Consider the following 17848-nt stretch of genomic DNA (forward strand, 5'->3'; position numbering starts at 1 on the left):
TCCGTGATGGGGGCGGCGCGTACCGACGGATCGGCATTCGATAGGCACCGGGACAATTATTGTAAACGAAGTATCTGCTGAAACGATGACAACCAACGTCCATGCCGCCGCCGCCAGCCCGCCGTCCTGGAGGACCTATCTGGGACTGTGCAAACTGAATGTGGTCGGCCACATCGTGTTCACCGCGGTGATCGGCATGTTCCTGGCCGTGCCCGGCTGGCCGCCGCTGGACCTGGCCGCCTTCGGCAGTATCGGCATCGGATTGGCCGCGGCGTCCGCGGCGGCTCTCAACCATTTCCTCGACCGCAAGGCCGATGCGGAGATGGCCCGCACCAAGCGCAGGCCGCTTCCGCAGGGCCAGGTGAAACCCGGTCAGGTGGTCACCTTCGCCCTCATCCTGGGCGCGCTGTCCATGCTGATCCTGGGTCTCTTCGTCAATGCATTGACCGCCTTCCTGACATTTTTATCCCTGATCGGCTACGCCATCATCTACACCGTGTATCTGAAGCGGGCGACGCCCCAGAATATCGTCATCGGCGGCGCGGCGGGCGCGGCCCCGCCGGTACTGGGCTGGTGCGCGGTGACGGGCCAGGTGCATCCCTACGCCCTGCTGCTGTTCCTGCTGATCTTTGTCTGGACGCCGCCGCACTTCTGGGCCTATGCCATCGCCAAGCGCGACGATTACGCCAAGGTCAACATTCCCATGCTTCCGGTGACCCACGGCATTCCCATCACTCAACTGCACGTGCTGCTCTACACCGTCCTGCTGTTCCTGGTGAGTCTGCTGCCCTTCCTCACCGGCATGAGCGGCTGGATCTACCTGGCCGGCGCATTCGTGCTGGGCGGCATCTTCCTCTGGTATGCGTGGCGCTTGAAGCAGGACGCCAATGCCAAGCTTGCCATGAAGACCTTCGCCTATTCCCTGATTTATCTGGTGGGCATCTTCTCGTCCTTGCTGGTGGACCATTACCTGTCGTTCTAGGCGCCCGGGAACCCGGGCCGGCGCTCACTCTCGTGGCGTCGAGTATCTCGCCAGATCCCTTAGCACGCGGATGTTGCACTGGATGGCGCGGAACCAGGCGATGGCGGCGAGAAACCCGACAAAGCCAGCGACGCCCAGGGTTCCAAGCAGCACGGCGTTGGCGGTGGATGAGGCCCAGGGACTCAACATCAGGCCGGCGGCGATGGCGAGCATGGGCAGTGAGCCGGCCAGTGCCAGGTACTGCCAGCTCCGCCCCTCCAGGGTCTGCAGGGCGGCCTGGTCGGACTCCAGGGCCGAACCGGGCGGCGTCAACTCCGCATGCAGGAATTGGGTGCACAGCCAGGCCACGCCGAAGAAGGGATAGGCCGCGGCGATCAGCCCGCAGAAGAACAGGGATGCCGTGAAAAAGGCGTAGTCGCGGAGCAGCATGCTGCCGATCAAGGCCGGATAGACCGGGCCTGCCGCCAGCCACATGCCCGCGCCCAGCAGGGCCACCCAGTGGGCCAGCCGCAAACAGCGTTGGCGTGCTTGAGCGAGCACGTAACGGCCGACCAGATCGCCGGCGCGCAGGCTGTGCAGCACCTTGGCGAGGGGCCTCGTGAATCTCACGAAGGTGAAGATGGCCAGGGCGAAGGCAAGGCCGTTGACCAGCATCGAGGTACGCTCGAACAGCGACTCGGCGTCCGCGACCCCGCGCAATTGCATGGGATGCACGATGATCTGCCAGTTGTAGACATAGTTGAAGGCCCCCGCCAGGAGATTGGGCAGAAGGCCCAGCACGACCATCGCGACTACGGGAAATTCCCCGGCGATGCGCATCCAGCCGGCATGCCCCGGCCCCAGCCGCGCTGCCTGCTCTGCCAGTTCCCGCAGCGGTTGCAAGCGCTCGGCGCTGTCGCGGAAATCGGCGCGCTGCCGCACGATGTCCCCATAGATTTCCAGCGCCGCCCGCCACTGCCCCTGACGCGTCAACTGCCGCGCCTGCAGGTAGCTGCGCGAAAGCCGGGGCTCTTCGGTGACGGTCTCGATGGCGCGCAGCAGCCAGCGGATGTCATCGTTCCAGCGTTCGTGGGAGAGTTTCAGCGCCTGGAGCCGCGCGAGGGGCCCCAGGCATTCCGGCAGTTGCTCCTCGCCCGGCATCGGCGTGCTTTCCACCAGCACCGGAATGGTCGGTATGCCCTGCTGCAGCGCGCTCTGGATCTCCAAGCGAACGAAGTCGTCCGCCTGGTCCAGGCGCCGCTCCCCTTCCCCGTCGGTGATGTGCAGCCACTGCGGCCCGATAATGACCAGCAGCACTTCGCTGGCCCTGAGCGCGGTGTCGATGGTGTGGGCAAAATCCGTCCCGGCCTCGATGCTGGCCATATCCAGAAAGGCGGTTTCGTCACCGAAGGTCCGGTTGATTTCGTTCAACAGGGCACGGACGTACCCGGAGCAATCCTGGCGGCGGTAGCTGATGAAGATGGTACCCAACGCGACTCCCTCCTGGCGCTTTGCGGCCGTGCTATCCGGGTCGCGGATTTCCGGCCGGGCCGCTGATGATGGCTATCCCCCATGCGAGGGTGCCACGGCTACGCCGTCAATTTTGCATCAAGCGTTTCAGCCCCGCCATTCCGGGCCTACGACGGCCTTGGAGCGTGTGATCCCGAGCAGACGTCTTCGAGACATTTGGAGCGCGGTTGTGCTCCTCAATTAGCAGATGATTTGCGTCACGATTACATGCCATTCGGCGCTTTGACAAATCCACGGTGCATGGGCATGCTCTGTCATTTATGCGTAGGCGCACGTAAGAACTTTCTTGTGATTTCACGTAGATTTTGCCGAGTCGTTCGAAGCACGCCCGTAAAAGATTCGAAAGCAAGCCAAACCCCGATGATTTCCAGTTCATCCGGACGGTATAGCCGGGCTATGTCACGTTTTCATTTATACACTTAAGCCCCATAAGGATGGGGTGCATCTTGCGGATGCGTGCTGTTGTGTCGTTATGAATTATCAAAAGATCATCTGCTGGGGCGACAGCCAGACATTCGGCGCTCGTACTTATGGCTGCTACCCTCTGTATCTGGGGCAACTATTGGATTCGCGCACACGCTACGCCTGGCAGGTCATCAATTTCAGCGCGAATGGACACACCGCGCGCGACCTGTGGTTTCGAATGGGACGCGAACTGAACCAAGTCAAGGATGTTCATCAGGCCTGCATTTTGATTGGCGCTAATGATGTCGGAAACGGATCGCCGGTAGACGTGTTTGAAGAGTACTTTCGTCAGATTCTGACGGCGCTGCAAATCCACCGGTTTCGTGCGGTGTACTGTGGAGAGATTCCTCCGATCTGGCCAGACGGCCATGCCTTTTTCCCCGTGGATACCCGTGAGCGTCGATCGGCTTATAACGCCGCCATTCGCCGCTGCGTTGAAGCTTCAGCGATTGCCCGGCTGGTGGAATTCGAAGGTTTGTCGCAAGAATGTTTTGTCGATCCGGTTCACTTTCACGAGACGGGAAACAAAGCGGTAGCCCAAGCTTTTGCTGATGCCATCACTGCGTTTTGACGGCGTAAGAGCATGCGCATTGCGGTGGTGCAGGGAACCCGGCCTGAAATTGTCAAGAATTACTCCGTTGTCAAAGCCTTAAGGAATGAGGGCGTACCATTTCGGGTATTGCACACCAACCAGCACGTTGCCCAATCGATGTGCTCCGTCATGTACGAGGATATGGCGTACCAGCCCGACTTTCACTTGCCTGGCACCTATCGGTTGGGTGCGGCCATCGATTGGCTGCAGGATACTTTTCGAGAAAATAGGATCACGCATGTCGTCGTGAACGGAGACACAGCCGCCGCGCTTGCCGGTGCCGTGGCGGCGCTGTATTCCGATATATCCCTGACCCATATCGAAGCCGGTTTGCGCTCGGGCGACCGATACATGTTGGAAGAGCGCAACCGCATCATGGTCGATTCGGTGGCTGATTTGTTGGTGGCGTACACCGCATATGAGGCTAAAGCCTTGCGGTCCAGTAAATCCGTCAGAGGGCAGGTTTTTGTGGAAGGCAATACGACAGCCGACGTTCTGGAAGACTTTGCATCCCGTTTGGTCCCTCCCACGATCATCGAAGGCCCTTATCTGTTTGCCACCATGCACAGGCGGGAATTCACCGAATGCCCAAACCGAATGCGCGAGGTATTTTCTTCCTTTGCCCGGATTGCCGAATCTCTATGTCCCCTGATTCTCCCTATGCATCTCCGTACCCGAGATGCCATGCAGCGGCATGGCATCCCATGGGATATTCTGGGACAGGTCACTGTGCTGGAGCCCTTGCCCATCTTCGATTCACTATCCTTGCAGAAGCACGCGGCCGCTGTCCTGACCGATAGCGGGTGCATACAGGAGGAAGCCTATATGCTCGGCGTTCCCTGCGTGACGATTCGTGAAAATACCGAGCGTCATCTGACCGTGCAGCATGGCGCCAACGCACTTAGCGGCTTTAGAGGCGATGATATCGTGTCCGCCGTGCAGGCCGCCTTAGCCTTGCGCTCGCGTGATTGGCCGCCGATATACGGCGGGCCGGGTGCGGGTCAGCGCATCCTCGAGCGCATTTTGCGTGAGTTCGGTTGATGGGCGATTTAGGGTATCGCCGATGGATTCCAGTCTTTCATTGATGCGCAGCAACAGAATCCGACGACCGAATTCGCTATTGCCGAGATAAGCTTGACTTGAAAACCCTACTTTCCGTCAACAGTTATTACTACCGCCGCGATGGTTCCGAGGTGGTTTACCTCGGTCATAACGAGCTGTTTCAGCGCCAGGGCTGGCGTGTCGTCCCATTTGCCATGCGCCATCCACAGAATCTCCCCAGCGAATGGTCAAGCTATTTTGCTACCGATGTGGAGTTCGGCGAGAACTATTCCCTTTGGCAGAAGCTGCGGCGCGTACCGAAAGTGATTTATTCGCTGGAAGCCAGGCGAAGCATCCAACAATTATTGAAAAAAACAACACCGAATATCTGTCATCTGCATAGTATCTACCACCATTTGTCGCCCTCGATACTTGGGGCCATCCATGACGCTGGCGTGCCGGCCATCATGACGCTGCACGATTTGAAAATCGCCTGCCCCGCTTACCATATGTATAACCAAAGGGGTATCTGCGAAAGCTGCAAGGATGGCGGAATACATCAGGTGGTCAAGCAGCGCTGCATCAAGAATTCCCTGGCCTTGAGCAGTGTGATTTATCTGGAAGGGCTGTTGCACAAAATATTGGATTCCTACGGCCGCCACATCGACCGCTTTGTGTCGCCGTGTCAATTCTATATCGACAAACTGGTGGCCTGGGGGTGGCCGCGTGAGCGCTTCGTGCACATTCCCAATTTCGTCGACGTCGATTCCAGCGCCTCCGGCCATCCTGTTGGCCAGTCGTTCCTGTATTTCGGGCGCCTTTCTGCGGAGAAAGGCCTGCATACCCTGATCCGGGCGGCGAAAGCGGCGGGCGTCGGTCTGCGCCTCGCGGGCCACGGTCCTGATGAGGCGGGGTTGCGGGAACTGGCGGAACGTCTCCAGGCCGATGTCAAATTTCTCGGCCATCTGGATACCGATCGCCTGCGTGACGAAATCCTGGCTTCACGGGCCACGGTGCTGGCTGCGGAATGGTACGAAAACAATCCGATGAGCATACTGGAATCCTTCGCGCTGGCCCGCCCGGTGATCGGCGCCGATATCGGCGGAATTCCCGAACTGATTGAGCATGAGGAAACGGGCTGGCTGTTCCCCAGCGGGTCGGTGGAGGCCTTGGCGGAAACCTTGGCCGCTGTGATGCGAATGCCGTCCAGCCGGATTGAGGAAATGGGTGCGGCCTGCCAGCGTGCGATCGAACAGAATTTTTCCAGCGCCCGTTATGTCGAGCGGATCACTGCGCTTTATGCCTCGCTCGGGGTGCGATGAAGCGCGAATCGGGTTTGCCTGCGAAAGCGATACCCTTATCCCAGCGCGGTGAGATCCGGCTGGGGTTTCGATGCAATGCGCGCTGCGGCTTTTGCTATTATCAGGACCTTCTCGACAATCCGGTGGAGCTTGAGCCCACCTACCAGGCGTTGCGAGGACAGTTGGCAGCTTTGCGTGGCCTCGGCGCCAGCGAAGTGGAATTCACCGGGGGCGAACCGACGATTCGAGGCGACCTGCTCGATCTGGTCAAGTACGCGCGCGAACTTGGGTTTTCCAATATTTCCCTGATCACCAATGGCCTCAGGCTTGCGAATGCCGGGTATGCCGCGCGCCTGGCACAAGCCGGTGTGAACGACGTGCTGTTTTCCCTGCATGGCCCTGATGACGCAATTCACGACCAGCACACCGCCATTCCCGGCAGTTTTTCGAAGATTCTGCAGGCTTTTGCCCATATGCGTGAGTTGGGTGTCCGCTGCCGGATTACGACCACGGTCACCGGGCTCAACGTCGGGCATGTGCCTGCCATATTCGGGCTGGCGCTGGGCCTGGGAGCGCAATGCATCCACATGGCGGTATTCAGTCCGGTCGCGGAGGCCGGCAACACGGACCCACGCTTTTTTGTAGACTATGAGCAAGCGGCGGCCGCCATCAAGGAGGCCATCGATCGCTTTAAGCCCCGTCTCCCGCCGGTGAGTGTCAAGTATCTTCCGTTTTGCTTCATGCAAGGCTATGAGGAATACGTCATGAACCTCTACCAGCAAAGCTACGACCCGGATGACTGGAACTATTACTTCAGCAATCGGGTGCGGCGTGCAGGCTCAAGCTTAAAGGGCCTCGCGTTCGACGTGATCTGTGCCGGCGGGTTCCTGCTGGCCAAGGAGTGGTCCGTTCCCTGGCGAAATGGCTGGCTGGGTATCAAGGTCGCGGGCCTCACGCGCTGGGTCGAACTCCTGAGAAAGACCCGCCTTCCCGCGTGCCGTCAGTGCCGTTACGAAACGGTCTGCGATTTTGGTTGGAAAACCTATGTACAGCGTTTCGGCAGCGCCGGCTTTCATGCCGTGCCGGGCGACAAGCTGAAACATCCGGCCTGGGCTTATGTCATGTCGCGCTATCGGCAGCCGGGAGCCCGTCTGTCCGCGCATGCCGCCTCCGAAGGAGCCCACACGGCATGACAGAGGAGGCTGTTCTCGTCACGGGCGCCGGGAGCGGAATCGGTCGCAGTTGTGCTGAATTGCTGGCGGCGGAGGGGTATACGGTTTACGCGGGAATGCGCAAACTGCAGTCGTCGCCTTTCGGGCCCGCGGCGGGCGGACAGATTATCCCGCTGGCGATGGACATCGCTAGCGATGACAGTGTTGCCGCTGCCGCCACGGCCATTGCGCAATCCGGAAGCCAACTGCGGGGCTTGGTTAACTGCGCCGGGGTGGGTCTCTCCGGACCGCTCCAATACCTGGAAAGTGTGGAACTGACGACCCTGTTCGACGTCAATGTCGTTGGCCCGATGCGGGTTGTGCGGAACTGCTTGCCCTTGCTGCAGCCTTGCGCCGGGAAGATCATCATGATCGGTTCAACCAGCGCCTACATTCCGGGTGTGTTTACCGGCGCTTACAGCGCGACCAAGTTCGCGCTATATGCGATCAGCGCGGTACTGCGAGCCGAGCTTGCGAACAGTGGCATCGCGGTCAGCGTCATCGACCCTGGCATGATCGGCACGCCGCATTGGGAGAAGATGCTGCGGCAAGCCAGGGCTCTCTTGCTGGGGCGCTCCGATGCGCTTGCCGACCCGCATCTGGATGCCAGTTTCAGCGATTGGGCGGAGAAGGTCGGCAGGATGGGGGAATCCGCCGAGGATGCTCAGCCGGTCGCGAGGAAGGTCTTGCAGATTCTGCAGACGGCGAAGCCGTCGTTCCGCCATGTGGTGGGCAGGAAAGCGAAGCTGAAACTGGCGGTCTGGCAGTTCCTCCCGCAAGGGCTTAAGGAGAGGATCATCAAGCGTCCGCTTGCTACGGGAAAGCAGTGATGCCGCTGGAAATCAGCTTCGAGATGAATTCCGGCGGGTCATCCGGTGCGATCGGAATAGGATGTTTTGCGTGAATATGAGCGCATCGATTCGGGACATGCCGCGAATGATGCGTCTCCCAGGTTGGGACATCCCAAGGTTCTGTGGGACAAAATGAAAAGCCCCGTCGCGGGCGCGACAGGGCTGGGTAGCGGGATGATCGCCTGGCCCGCGATCAGGCAGGCGCGGCCAGGGTTTTCCTGAGCTTCTTCATGGCGCTGTTCTCCAACTGGCGGATGCGCTCGGCGGACACGTTGTAGCGCGCGGCGAGATCGTGCAGGGTCAGCTTTTCCTCGGCGAGCCAGCGGCTGGCGAGGATGTCCCGGCTACGCTCGTCCAGTTCCTCGATGGCGGCGCTGAGTCGCTCCTGTTCCCTGGACTCCCATTCCCGCTCCGCCAGCACTTCCGCCGGATCGGCGTTAACTTGCTGCAGGTATTGAGCGGGGGCCACCTCGCGCTCGTCGCCGTCATCTTCCGCGTGGGCGTCGAAGGCCATGTCCTGGTTGCTCAGGCGGCTCTCCATCTCGTAGACGCTGCTTACATCCACGCCCAGTTCGTCGGCCACGGCGCGGGCTTCGTCCTGGCTGAACCAGCCCAGACGGTTCTTGAACTTGCGCAGGTTGAAGAACAGCTTGCGCTGAGCCTTGGTGGTGGCCACCTTCACGATGCGCCAGTTCTGGATGATGAATTCATGGATCTCGGCCCGGATCCAGTGCACGGCAAAGGAAACCAGGCGGACGCCCACATCGGGGTCGTAGCGCTTTACGGCCTTCATCAGGCCGATGTTGCCTTCCTGGATCAGGTCGGGCAGCGGCAATCCGTACCCCATGTAGCCGCGGGCCACGTGTACAACGAAACGCAGGTTGGCCAGAACCAGTTGGCGGGCGGCGTCCAGATCGTCTTCCTCGCGGAAGCGGCGAGCGAGGGCACGCTCCTCCTCCGCGTCGAAGCGGGGCATCAGGTTGACGGCGCCGACATACTCCTCGATGGAACCGAGGGATAGGTTGACCGGTAGTGACAAGGCGTTACTCATGGTTGTTCCTGTTGAATCAACAAATCGAGCGTTCACAATGTTAGCACTCTGCTCTTTGGAGTGCTAACGATTTTAGAAGTTCCGGGGTGGAGCGCATCGGGATGATTACGGACGGAATATTGCTCGTAGCCGCCGCGTCCGGAGCTTAGTTATGCGCGACCAGCTTTTTCAATTCGGCCCGCGCCTTGTCGCTGATCTTGCCCAGGCGGACCGAGTAGGTGAGGAAATCCCGGCCCATGAGGTTTTTGTCCGTATTGCTGTTGACGATGATGCCCGGCAGGTCGTTGAGTTCCAGTTGTCCGTTGTTGATCTTGAGGTCCATGTGGATGCTGTCCTGGATCACAGGCAGTCCGGTGGCTTCGTAGAATTCGGCCATCACCCCGGCTTCGCTCAGGTTGCGCAGCTTGCCGTGGAACTGGCGTCCGCCGAAGCGGAAGATGGCGATGCCCTGCACGTCCGCCCGCTTGCCCTGGCGACGGCCGCCATAGGTCAGGCGCCGCAGCAGTTCCTTGTCCTCCGAACGCAGCATGATGTTGGAGCGGCAGTAGATGACCCAGTACATAAGCCCCACCACCAGCCCGCCCAAGGTGTTGCCGACGGTGACCGGCAGCAGGTTCCCGAGCAGATAGTTCTTCCAGGTAATCGCGGCGAATTGCTCGGCACTGGCGCCGATCTGCTGCCAGTAGCCGGGGTCTACCCCATCCTTGATGAACAGGGCGATGGACATGAAGTACATATTGGCCACGCAGTGCTCGAAGCCGGCGGTGACGAAGGCGGTGATGGGAAACAGGATCACCGCCACCTTGTCGATGGCGGTGCGCCCGGAGAGGCTCAGCCAGATGGCGAGGCACACCAGGGTGTTGCAAAAAAGCGCCCGCATCAGTGCCTGGCTGAAGCTCAGCTCGCATTTGACCCGGGCAATCTCCAGGGCCATGCGACCCACCTGCCCGTTCATCAGCATGTACTGGCCGGTGAGAAAGATCAGGTAGGCGGTGGCCGTGGCGCCGACCAGGTTGCCCAGGAACACGATGCTCCAGTTGCGGCTCAGCTTGCGGGCGCTGATTTTGCGGCTGGCCGCCGCCATCACCAACAGGACGTTGCCCGTGAACATCTCGGCCCCGGCGATGGTGACCAGGATCAGGCCCAGGCAGAAGGATGCGGCGCCGATGAGGCGGATCAAGCCGAAGGGGAGCTTGATGGCCCCGTCCAGCCCATTGCCCGTCATCACCGTGGTACTGAACACGGCGCCGAAGCCGATGAAGGCCCCAGCCAGGAGGGACAGCATCAGGGTGGACATGAAATCCAGATTGGCCTTGATGACCCCGGCGTTTTCCGCCTGCATGGCGACATCGCGGGGCATCAAGCTTTCGATGGAATTATTGGCCATGCTCTCGCCTTTAAGTGGAATCCATTTAAGCCTGTCAGGCCGGGTTCGCGCTGTCCAGGAACAGGCAGTCGGCGCCGAAATCCTCTTCCAACCGCGCCATTAAAGCCTGTATGCCCAGCCGCTCGGTGGCGTGATGGCCGCCGGCGAACATGGTCACGCCCGCCTCGCGGCTTTCGTGCCAGTCGTGCTCGCTCATCTCGCCCGTGATATAGGCATCCAGCCCTTCCGCTGCGGCCAGCTTCCAGTCGCCATTGGCGCCCCCCGTGATGATGCCGATGCTCTGGATGGCTCCGGCTTGATCCGGAGAGGCCAACAACACGGGATGTTTCAGCAGCGATTCCAGCCGCTCGCGCAGGTTAGCGGCGTCCAGCGGCTGGTCCAGTTGGCCTCTCACGCCGGTGGGCGCGCCGTTGCAATCGCCGAAGGGTTCCAGGTCTTGCAATCCGATCCCCTTCGCCAGCATGGCCGCGTTGCCCAGTTCCGGATGGGCGTCCAGGGGCAAATGATAGGCGAACAAATTGATTTGGTGCCGCACCAGGGGAAAGATGCGTTTCGCAAAGGGTCCCACCAGGGGCCTGGCGCCATGGAACTTCCAGAACAGGCCGTGGTGCACCACCAGGGCCTGAGCGCCGGACGCAACCGCGCCGTTAACGGATTCCGCCGTGGCCGAGACGGCAAAGGCGATGCGGTCGATCGTCGGCGCGCCTTCCACCTGCAACCCGTTGGGGCCGTAATCCTTGAAGCCCTCGGGCCGCAGCAAGGCGGCGAAGTAGGATTCCAGGGCATGTCGTTGGATACTCATGGTGCCAATGAAGGTGGTGCGGAAGAAATGATTGGCCGCAAAAAGACGGCCGGCTTTGGGGCCGGTTCGGATGAAACGAGGCGCCGGGGTCGCTCGCCACGGATGGGCGGGCAACCCCGGTGCGAGGTCCGTGGCTACATGTCGCCGAACATCAGGGTGTCGCGGACCATCTTCAGCTTCTCGTGGCTTTCCAACTCCACCAGATTGCGGAAGACATCCTTGACGCGGGAAATGTCGGCCTCGTCGGCGGCCTCCCGGTACAGTTCCACCATGGCGTCGTCGAACTCGATGGCCAGGCGCACCACCTCGTCCACCGACATGTCGCCATGGGCGGCGAGGCTCTTGACGTTGATGAGCTTGTTCACGTCGATGCTGGGGGCGTACTGCATCCAGGTGTCCAGCACCTGCCGCCTGCTTTCTCCCTCGAAGCGGGCGACGGTTTCTTCCAGGTGCCGCTCATGGCGGCTCAGGTAATCTAGCAACAGGTGCACGCGTGCCTGCTGCTCCCTTTCGTTGAGGGATTCGTAGAATCCCCTGAGGTCGGCATGCAACTGCCGGCCGTGGTCCAGGACGTCTTTGACTTGTTCAAAGTTGTGCATGACAGATCTCCTACCTTCTGTATTTATATTTCTAAGACCTTCCGGATCGGCGGCCAGCCGCTTCGCCGGAATTGCACTTTCCATCCACTGCAAATCGACAGTTCCTGTGGGAACCCCTCTCACGGCGGGACCTTGAACTGCTACCGCTGGTCCCGCTCGTCATCGGTCGGACCGGTGACGAACCCCGGCAAGTCTTCGAGGACCTTGCCGGCGATTCCCGCGCGCGCCGTTTTGCGCTGCGTCCCTGCGCCACGCGATCCCCCTTCCTTCAGGGATGCACGACTACCCTCGCCATGCTCAGCAGGGCCTGCATGAGTGGCTCGGGATAGATTCCAAGGCCCAGCACCGCCAGGGTCATGCCGCTCAGGGCGAGCAGGCTGGAGCCGGCGGGCTCACTGGTTTGCTGGTCGCCGGCCGTATCGATCATGACCAGCACCACGCGAAGATAATAATAAAGTCCCAGGCCGCTGCCGAGTACCACGGCGGCCACCAGCCACCACAGCCCCGCTTCCACGCCGGCGGCGAACACATAGAATTTGCCCACGAAGCCGACGGTGAGCGGGATGCCGGCCAGGGACAGCAGGCTCACGGTGAGCAGGGCCGCGATCAGGGGGCGGCTCCAGAACAGGCCGCGATAGCACTCCAGGTGCTCGCTTTCCTCCGCCTCCGAGGACAGGGCCGAAACCGTGCCCAGGGCCACCAGGCTGGTCAGCACGTAGGCGGCCAAGTAGAAGGCCACGCTCTCCGGCTGGAACGGCCCGCCCAGGGCACTGCCTGCCACGAAGGCCGCCAGGGCGTAGCCCATGTGGGCGATGGAGGAATAGGCCAGCAGCCGCTTGAGGCTTTGCTGCAACAGGGCCAGGACATTGCCGGCGAGGATGGAGATCGCCGCGATGCCCCCCAGGACCAGTTGAAACGGTTCCATCGGCTGCACCTGCCCGTTCTGCCACAGGCGTAGCAGCAGCACGAACACGGCGCCCTTGGACACGGTGGCCAGGAAGGTCGTCACCGGCGCCGGCGCGCCCTGGTAGACGTCGGGTGTCCACAGGTGGAAGGGCACCAGGGACAGCTTGAAGCCCAGGCCCGCCAGCAGCATGAGGCCGCCCACCACCACCAGGGGGCTGCCAAAGGAAGCCGCGGCCAGTTCGCGAAAGGACAAGACCCCTAAGGCGGCGTACATCAGGGCCATGCCGAACAGGAGCAGGGCCGAGGCGATGCCGGACAGAATCAGGTACTTCACCCCCGCTTCGATGGAGTTCCCCTCGCGGATGCGGAAGGCGACCATGGGAAAGAGGGATACGCTGAGGATCTCCAGCCCCAGGAAGAAGCTGGCGAAATGCACGCTGGCCGCCAGCATCAGGGCGCCCAGGGTGGCGGTGAGCAGCAGCACGAAGATTTCCTCTTCGCCCTCGCGCCCGAAATAGGCGCCACATAGCAGCGTGCAGACCAGGGCGGCCAGCAGGAACAGGACGCTGAAGAAGACCGCGTAGGCGTCCATCATCATCAGGCCGGTGAGACCGATGGGAAGCAGGTCGCGGGCCAGCCACAGGGAGGCCAGCGCCAGCACGAGTCCCGCCACGGTCATCCCGTGGGCGCGGCGGAAATCCCGCCTCAGGGCAATGGCCAGCATCACCGCCACCGCCGTGGCGGAAATCAGGATCATGGGCAGCAGGGCGAGGAGTATGTCCAGGTTCATGGGTGCGCCTCCCCCGCCGCCTTTTCCAGTACAGCGACCGCATCCGCAGAGCGCGTCAGCATGGGCTGCGGATACAGGCCCAGCCAGAGGGTGGCGGCCATCATCGCCGCGAGCAGGCCGGTCTCACGCCATCGGAAATCGGCGGGCTGGTGCTCCGCCGGGGGGCCATGAAACACCTTCTGCATCACGATCAGGGCATAGATGGGCGCGCCCACCAGACCCAGCGCGGCCAGGGCGGTGAGGGGCAGGCTGACCCGGTAGGCGCCGAGCAGGACCAGGAACTCGCCGATGAAGTTGCCCAGGCCCGGCATGCCCAAGGCGGCGACGGAGAAGAACAGAGTCAGCGCGCCAAGCCGCGGCGCCTTGGCCCAGAATCCGCCCATGCGGCTCATCTCGCGGGTGTGCAACCGCTCCTGCAGGGCGCCGGCGATCATGAACAGGGCGGCGGCGCTGATGCCGTGGGCCAGCATGGTCATCACCGCGCCCTGGGTGGCGTAGACGTTGAAGGCGAACACGCCCACCAGCACGAAGCCCATGTGGCTGACGCTGGTGTAGGCGATGAGTCGCTTGAAATCGGACTGCGCGAAGGCCAGTTTGGCGGCGTAGACGATGCTCACGGCGCCCAGCAGCATGGCGATGGGGGCGAAATCCCGCGAGGCCTCCGGAAACAGCGGCACGACGAAGCGCAGCAGGCCGTAGGCGCCGGTCTTGAGCAGGATGCCCGCCAGCAGCACGCTGCCGCCGGTGGGCGCCTGGGTATGGGCGTCCGGCAGCCAGGTATGGAACGGCACGCTGGGCAGTTTCACCGCGAAGGCCAGGAAGAAGCCCAGCATGACCCAGCGCGCGGTGGCCAGGTCCATGCCGCTGTTCAGCAGATCCAGGTAATCGAAGCTCAGTTTGCCCGTGGCCTTCTGGTGCAGGAACACCAGGGCGAGGATGGCGATGAGCATCAAGAGGCCCGAGACCTGGGTGAAAATGAAGAACTTGATGGCCGCGTAGGCGCGGTTCTCGTGGCCCCAGATGCTGATCAGGAAATACATGGGGATCAGCATGGTTTCCCAGAAGAAGAAGAACAGCAGCAGGTCCAGGGCCAGGAACACGCCGATGACGCCGGCCACGGTCCACAGCAGGTTGAAGTGGAAGAAGCCGACGCGTTCCTTGATCTCCGTCCACGAGCAGCCCAGGGCTATCAGGCCCAGGAACAGAGTCAGGGTGCTCAGCATCAGGCTGAGGCCGTCCATCGCCAGATGGAAGCTGACGCCGAAGCGGGGAATCCAGGGCAGGGTAAGCGAGGCCAGCCAGGGCGTTTCGCCGGCGCCGAACAGGGGCAGCAGGATCAGGGCGTCGAGTAGCAACGCCGCGAGGGTGATCCAGCGGGTCAGTTGCCCGCCCAGGCGCTCCGCGTACCAGGCGCCCAGGCCGCCGATGAGGGGAACCGCTATCAGCCAGAACAGGATCATGCGAAGACCCCCATTGCGATCATGGCGCCCACGCCAAGCACCATGCCGGCCGCGTACCAGCGCAGGCTCCCGGTCTGGCTGCGGGCGAGAAAGCGATTGGCGGCGCGCGCCACAAAGGCTACGGCGCGGAAGGGGCTATCGACGATGTCCGCCTTGTTGAGGGCGGCCAGCCGGCAATAGGGACGGACCAGCAGGAATTCATAAAGCCGGTCGAAGCCCCAGCCGGAAAACCAGAAGGCGCGCAGGTCCATGGCCGCCGGCACCGTCATCAGGGCGTCGGCCTTCGCGCGGCCGACCGAATAGAAGGGATAGGCCGCCAGGATACCCAGGAAGGGCGCGGCCAGCGTGATCCCATCCACCAGCCAGCCGGCGTCATGGCCCGAGGGTTCCGGCAGCACCGAGCCCAGATCCAGCTTGGCCAGGCCGCCGATCAGGGACAAGAGTCCCAGCAGCACCAGCGGTAGGGTGATGGACAAGGGCAGCCGCTCGTGGGCGTTGCGGTTTTCCGGTCCGAAGAAGGTCACCAGGATCAGCCGCGTGCTATAGGCTCCGGTCAGCACGGCGCCCAGGACGCCGGCGCCCCACAGCCAGTGGCTGCCGGAGGCGAAGGCCGAGAGCAGGATCTCGTGCTTGCTGGCGTAGCCCGAGGTCAGCGGCAGGGCGACCAGGGCGGCGGAGCCGATCAGGAAACTCCAGAAAGCTACCGGCAGCCGCGTTCGAAGACCGCCCATGCGGAAGATATCCTGCTCGTGGTGCATGGAGATGATCACCGCCCCCGCTGCGAGGAACAGCAAAGCTTTGAAGAAGGCGTGGGTGGTCAGGTGGAAGATGGCGGCGGACCAAGCGCCCGCCCCCAATGCCAGGAACATATAGCCGATCTGGCTGACCGTGGAATAGGCCAGGATGCGCTTGATGTCGGTCTGGGTCAGGGCGGTGAAGCCGGAGAGCAGCAGGGTGAGCGCGCCGATGGCGCCCACCAGGGCCTGGGCTTCGGGTGCGAGCAGGAATACCGCGTGGGTGCGGGCAATCAGGTAGACGCCGGCGGTGACCATGGTGGCGGCATGGATCAGGGCGCTGATGGGGGTCGGGCCGGCCATGGCGTCGGGCAGCCACACCTGCAGGGGAAGCTGGGCCGATTTGCCCACGGCCCCGCCTAATAGCAAAAGCGCCGCCGCCAGGGCATAGCCGCTGCCCGGCTGCCAGTGGGCCTGGGCGCGGGTCATGGTCTCCTGGATGTTCAGTGACCCCAGTTGGGTGAACAGCAGGAAAAGTCCCAGGGCCATGGCGGTGTCGCCGACGCGGGTGACCACGAAGGCCTTGCGCGCCGCATAGCCATTTTCCGGCTTGTCCCACCAGAAGCCGATCAGCAGATAACTGCACAGGCCCACGCCCTCCCAGCCCAGGAACAGCAGGGGCAGGTTGTCCGCCAGTACCAGCATCAGCATGGCGAACACGAACAGGTTCATGTAGGCGAAGAAGCGCGCGTAGCCGGGGTCGTCCGCCATGTACCCGGCGGAATAGACGTGGATGAGGAAGCCGATACCGGTCACCACGAACAGCATGTTCAGGGACAGGGCATCCAGGTAGAGGGCGAAATCGGCCTTCAGATCGCCGACGCCGAGCCAGGTCCACAGCACCTGACGGAACGCCGCCTCGTTGGCTTGGGTCAGGAACTCCTGCCCGGCCAGGCCGCTGACCAGGGCGGCCAGGCCCACCGAGCCCGCGCCGACCCATGGCACGGCGGCTCGCGGCAGCCGCTCCTGGAACAGCACCAGGATGAGAAATCCCAGCAGCGGCAGGCTGGGCACGAGCCAGAGCAGGTTCATCATGAGGCCTCCCCCCCTTCCGGCAGTTCCCGCATCTGGTTCAGGGCGTCCGCGTCCAGGCTCTTGTAGCGGTGGTAGATCTGCATCACCAGGCCAAGCCCCACGCCGATTTCCGCCGCCGCCAGGGTGAGGATCAGCAGGAACATCACCTGCCCGTCCGGCTGGCCCCAGCGCGAGCCGCCAGCGATGAAGGCCAGGCCGGCCGCGTTGAGCATGATCTCGATGGACATCAGCATCACGATCAGGTTGCGCCGCACCAGCAGGCCCACCATGCCAACCGCGAACAGCAGGGACGCCACGATCAGCACGTGCTCCATCGGAATCGGCGTCATGGCGCGGATCTCCCACTCAAGGGACGGCCCAGGTGATAGGCGCCCACCAGCCCGGCCAGGAGCAGCATGGACGCGGCTTCCACCGTCAGGAGATAGGGTCCGAACAAGGTGATGCCCACGTGCTTGGAATCCACCACATGCCCGGCAAAGCCCACCGGCGTGGTGGTGAGGGTGTACAGGAGTTCAGCCAGCAGCAGCGCCGTGAGGATCACCGGTCCGCGCCAGATGCCGGGGTAGAGCCATCGCTTCTCCTGCTCGACGGTGGCCTTGCCCTGGTTCAGCATCATGATGACGAACACGAACAGCACCATGATGGCGCCGGCGTAGATGATGACCTCCAGCACCGCGGCGAAGTAGGCGCCCAGCAGGTAGAAGATGAAGCCCGAGGCCAGCAGCGACACGATCAGGTAGAGCAGGCCGTGCACCGCGTTGAACTGGATCACCACCATGGTGGTGGAAACCAGGGCGATCAGAGCGGTAATGTAGAAGATCGTGAGTTCCAAGGGGTCACCTTTGTTCTTTTTCTACGCTTTACGCCGTTGTCAGAATGTCGGTTCCTTTGCACTGAGCGATACGCTGTGCCCATCGTCCCGTAGGCGGCGCCGAGCATCGCAGCTTTACGACGGAAACCGCCCGAAGGGGCGCTTCACGGATGAAGCGCGTCTATCGAGGGACAGGGATGGACCTTCGATAGACCCCGTCGTCAAGCGAGAAGCGGAGGGTAAAGCCGCCTCCGGGTCGCC

At 62.3% G+C, this 17848-nt stretch carries 16 protein-coding genes; 6 read left to right on the forward strand and 10 right to left on the reverse strand.

Going from position 1 to position 17848, the window contains the following annotated elements; translation table 11 throughout:
- Nucleotides 1-85: 85 nt before the first annotated feature.
- Nucleotides 86-982, forward strand: coding sequence for a heme o synthase (gene cyoE / locus EK23_RS19130; protein WP_045227006.1), 897 nt, complete (start codon nucleotides 86-88; stop codon nucleotides 980-982).
- A gap of 24 nt (nucleotides 983-1006) precedes the next feature.
- On the opposite strand, the gene EK23_RS22135 is transcribed toward cyoE, so the two are convergent.
- On the reverse strand, nucleotides 1007-2452 hold the full coding sequence (locus EK23_RS22135) for a toll/interleukin-1 receptor domain-containing protein (RefSeq protein WP_052808362.1): 1446 nt from the start codon (nucleotides 2450-2452) through the stop codon (nucleotides 1007-1009).
- Nucleotides 2453-2963: 511 nt separating this feature from the next.
- Between EK23_RS22135 and EK23_RS19140 the strand changes: the two genes are divergently transcribed.
- The 5 genes from EK23_RS19140 (at nucleotide 2964) to EK23_RS19160 (ending at nucleotide 7931) form a co-directional block, all read left to right on the forward strand.
- Nucleotides 2964-3527, forward strand: a complete 564-nt coding sequence (locus EK23_RS19140; RefSeq protein ID WP_045227007.1) for an SGNH/GDSL hydrolase family protein — start codon at nucleotides 2964-2966, stop codon at nucleotides 3525-3527.
- Between the two features lie 12 nt (nucleotides 3528-3539).
- Nucleotides 3540-4589, forward strand: a complete 1050-nt coding sequence (wecB, locus tag EK23_RS19145) for a non-hydrolyzing UDP-N-acetylglucosamine 2-epimerase (protein WP_045227008.1) — start codon at nucleotides 3540-3542, stop codon at nucleotides 4587-4589.
- A 98-nt stretch (nucleotides 4590-4687) separates the two neighbouring features.
- On the forward strand, nucleotides 4688-5911 hold the full coding sequence (locus tag EK23_RS19150; RefSeq protein WP_045227009.1) for a glycosyltransferase family 4 protein: 1224 nt from the start codon (nucleotides 4688-4690) through the stop codon (nucleotides 5909-5911).
- Entirely contained in the window at nucleotides 5908-7083 is a 1176-nt protein-coding gene (locus tag EK23_RS19155; RefSeq protein WP_045227010.1) for a radical SAM protein, read from the forward strand. The genes EK23_RS19150 and EK23_RS19155 overlap by 4 nt, the downstream gene beginning before the upstream one ends.
- Nucleotides 7080-7931, forward strand: coding sequence for an SDR family NAD(P)-dependent oxidoreductase (locus tag EK23_RS19160; RefSeq protein WP_045227011.1), 852 nt, complete (start codon nucleotides 7080-7082; stop codon nucleotides 7929-7931). The genes EK23_RS19155 and EK23_RS19160 overlap by 4 nt, the downstream gene beginning before the upstream one ends.
- 214 nt (nucleotides 7932-8145) lie before the next feature.
- On the opposite strand, the gene rpoH is transcribed toward EK23_RS19160, so the two are convergent.
- The 9 genes from rpoH to nuoJ all read right to left on the reverse strand — a co-directional run bounded on the left by rpoH (nucleotide 8146) and on the right by nuoJ (nucleotide 17608).
- Nucleotides 8146-9003 (reverse strand): RNA polymerase sigma factor RpoH, encoded by an 858-nt coding sequence (rpoH, locus tag EK23_RS19165; protein ID WP_045227012.1) that lies wholly within the window; start codon nucleotides 9001-9003, stop codon nucleotides 8146-8148.
- 145 nt (nucleotides 9004-9148) lie between these two features.
- Nucleotides 9149-10390: a formate/nitrite transporter family protein gene (locus tag EK23_RS19170; protein WP_052808364.1), complete on the reverse strand. Its 1242-nt coding sequence runs from the start codon at nucleotides 10388-10390 to the stop codon at nucleotides 9149-9151.
- 34 nt (nucleotides 10391-10424) lie between these two features.
- The gene (locus EK23_RS19175; RefSeq protein ID WP_045227034.1) at nucleotides 10425-11192 is read right to left on the reverse strand and encodes a Nif3-like dinuclear metal center hexameric protein; all 768 of its coding nucleotides are present in this window, start codon (nucleotides 11190-11192) and stop codon (nucleotides 10425-10427) included.
- 134 nt (nucleotides 11193-11326) lie between these two features.
- The gene (locus tag EK23_RS19180) at nucleotides 11327-11791 is read right to left on the reverse strand and encodes a ferritin family protein (RefSeq protein WP_045227013.1); all 465 of its coding nucleotides are present in this window, start codon (nucleotides 11789-11791) and stop codon (nucleotides 11327-11329) included.
- Nucleotides 11792-12059: 268 nt separating this feature from the next.
- Nucleotides 12060-13487 carry an NADH-quinone oxidoreductase subunit N gene (locus EK23_RS19185; protein WP_045227014.1) on the reverse strand — a complete coding sequence of 476 codons (1428 nt, stop codon included), beginning with the start codon at nucleotides 13485-13487 and terminating at the stop codon, nucleotides 12060-12062.
- Nucleotides 13484-14947 (reverse strand): NADH-quinone oxidoreductase subunit M, encoded by a 1464-nt coding sequence (gene nuoM / locus EK23_RS19190; RefSeq protein WP_045227015.1) that lies wholly within the window; start codon nucleotides 14945-14947, stop codon nucleotides 13484-13486. The genes EK23_RS19185 and nuoM overlap by 4 nt, the downstream gene beginning before the upstream one ends.
- The gene (gene nuoL / locus EK23_RS19195; protein WP_045227016.1) at nucleotides 14944-16776 is read right to left on the reverse strand and encodes an NADH-quinone oxidoreductase subunit L; all 1833 of its coding nucleotides are present in this window, start codon (nucleotides 16774-16776) and stop codon (nucleotides 14944-14946) included. The genes nuoM and nuoL overlap by 4 nt, the downstream gene beginning before the upstream one ends.
- Nucleotides 16773-17105 carry an NADH-quinone oxidoreductase subunit NuoK gene (gene nuoK, locus EK23_RS19200; protein WP_045227017.1) on the reverse strand — a complete coding sequence of 111 codons (333 nt, stop codon included), beginning with the start codon at nucleotides 17103-17105 and terminating at the stop codon, nucleotides 16773-16775. The genes nuoL and nuoK overlap by 4 nt, the downstream gene beginning before the upstream one ends.
- The gene (gene nuoJ, locus EK23_RS19205; protein WP_045227018.1) at nucleotides 17102-17608 is read right to left on the reverse strand and encodes an NADH-quinone oxidoreductase subunit J; all 507 of its coding nucleotides are present in this window, start codon (nucleotides 17606-17608) and stop codon (nucleotides 17102-17104) included. Before nuoJ ends, nuoK begins: the two co-directional genes overlap by 4 nt.
- Nucleotides 17609-17848 lie beyond the last annotated feature (240 nt).

It is taken from the genome of Methyloterricola oryzae, assembly GCF_000934725.1.
In the GTDB taxonomy this organism is placed as follows: domain Bacteria; phylum Pseudomonadota; class Gammaproteobacteria; order Methylococcales; family Methylococcaceae; genus Methyloterricola; species Methyloterricola oryzae.

Coding starts and splice junctions, on each gene's coding strand:
- rpoH (WP_045227012.1), bottom strand. CDS start 9,003: ATGAGTAACGCCTTGTCACTACCGGTCAACCTATCCCTCGGTTCCATC.
- cyoE (WP_045227006.1), top strand. CDS start 86: ATGACAACCAACGTCCATGCCGCCGCCGCCAGCCCGCCGTCCTGGAGG.
- nuoL (WP_045227016.1), bottom strand. CDS start 16,776: ATGATGAACCTGCTCTGGCTCGTGCCCAGCCTGCCGCTGCTGGGATTT.
- nuoM (WP_045227015.1), bottom strand. CDS start 14,947: ATGATCCTGTTCTGGCTGATAGCGGTTCCCCTCATCGGCGGCCTGGGC.
- EK23_RS19155 (WP_045227010.1), top strand. CDS start 5,908: ATGAAGCGCGAATCGGGTTTGCCTGCGAAAGCGATACCCTTATCCCAG.
- EK23_RS19180 (WP_045227013.1), bottom strand. CDS start 11,791: ATGCACAACTTTGAACAAGTCAAAGACGTCCTGGACCACGGCCGGCAG.
- EK23_RS19185 (WP_045227014.1), bottom strand. CDS start 13,487: ATGAACCTGGACATACTCCTCGCCCTGCTGCCCATGATCCTGATTTCC.
- EK23_RS19160 (WP_045227011.1), top strand. CDS start 7,080: ATGACAGAGGAGGCTGTTCTCGTCACGGGCGCCGGGAGCGGAATCGGT.
- EK23_RS19140 (WP_045227007.1), top strand. CDS start 2,964: ATGAATTATCAAAAGATCATCTGCTGGGGCGACAGCCAGACATTCGGC.
- EK23_RS19170 (WP_052808364.1), bottom strand. CDS start 10,390: ATGGCCAATAATTCCATCGAAAGCTTGATGCCCCGCGATGTCGCCATG.
- EK23_RS19175 (WP_045227034.1), bottom strand. CDS start 11,192: ATGAGTATCCAACGACATGCCCTGGAATCCTACTTCGCCGCCTTGCTG.
- wecB (WP_045227008.1), top strand. CDS start 3,540: ATGCGCATTGCGGTGGTGCAGGGAACCCGGCCTGAAATTGTCAAGAAT.
- nuoK (WP_045227017.1), bottom strand. CDS start 17,105: ATGACGCCGATTCCGATGGAGCACGTGCTGATCGTGGCGTCCCTGCTG.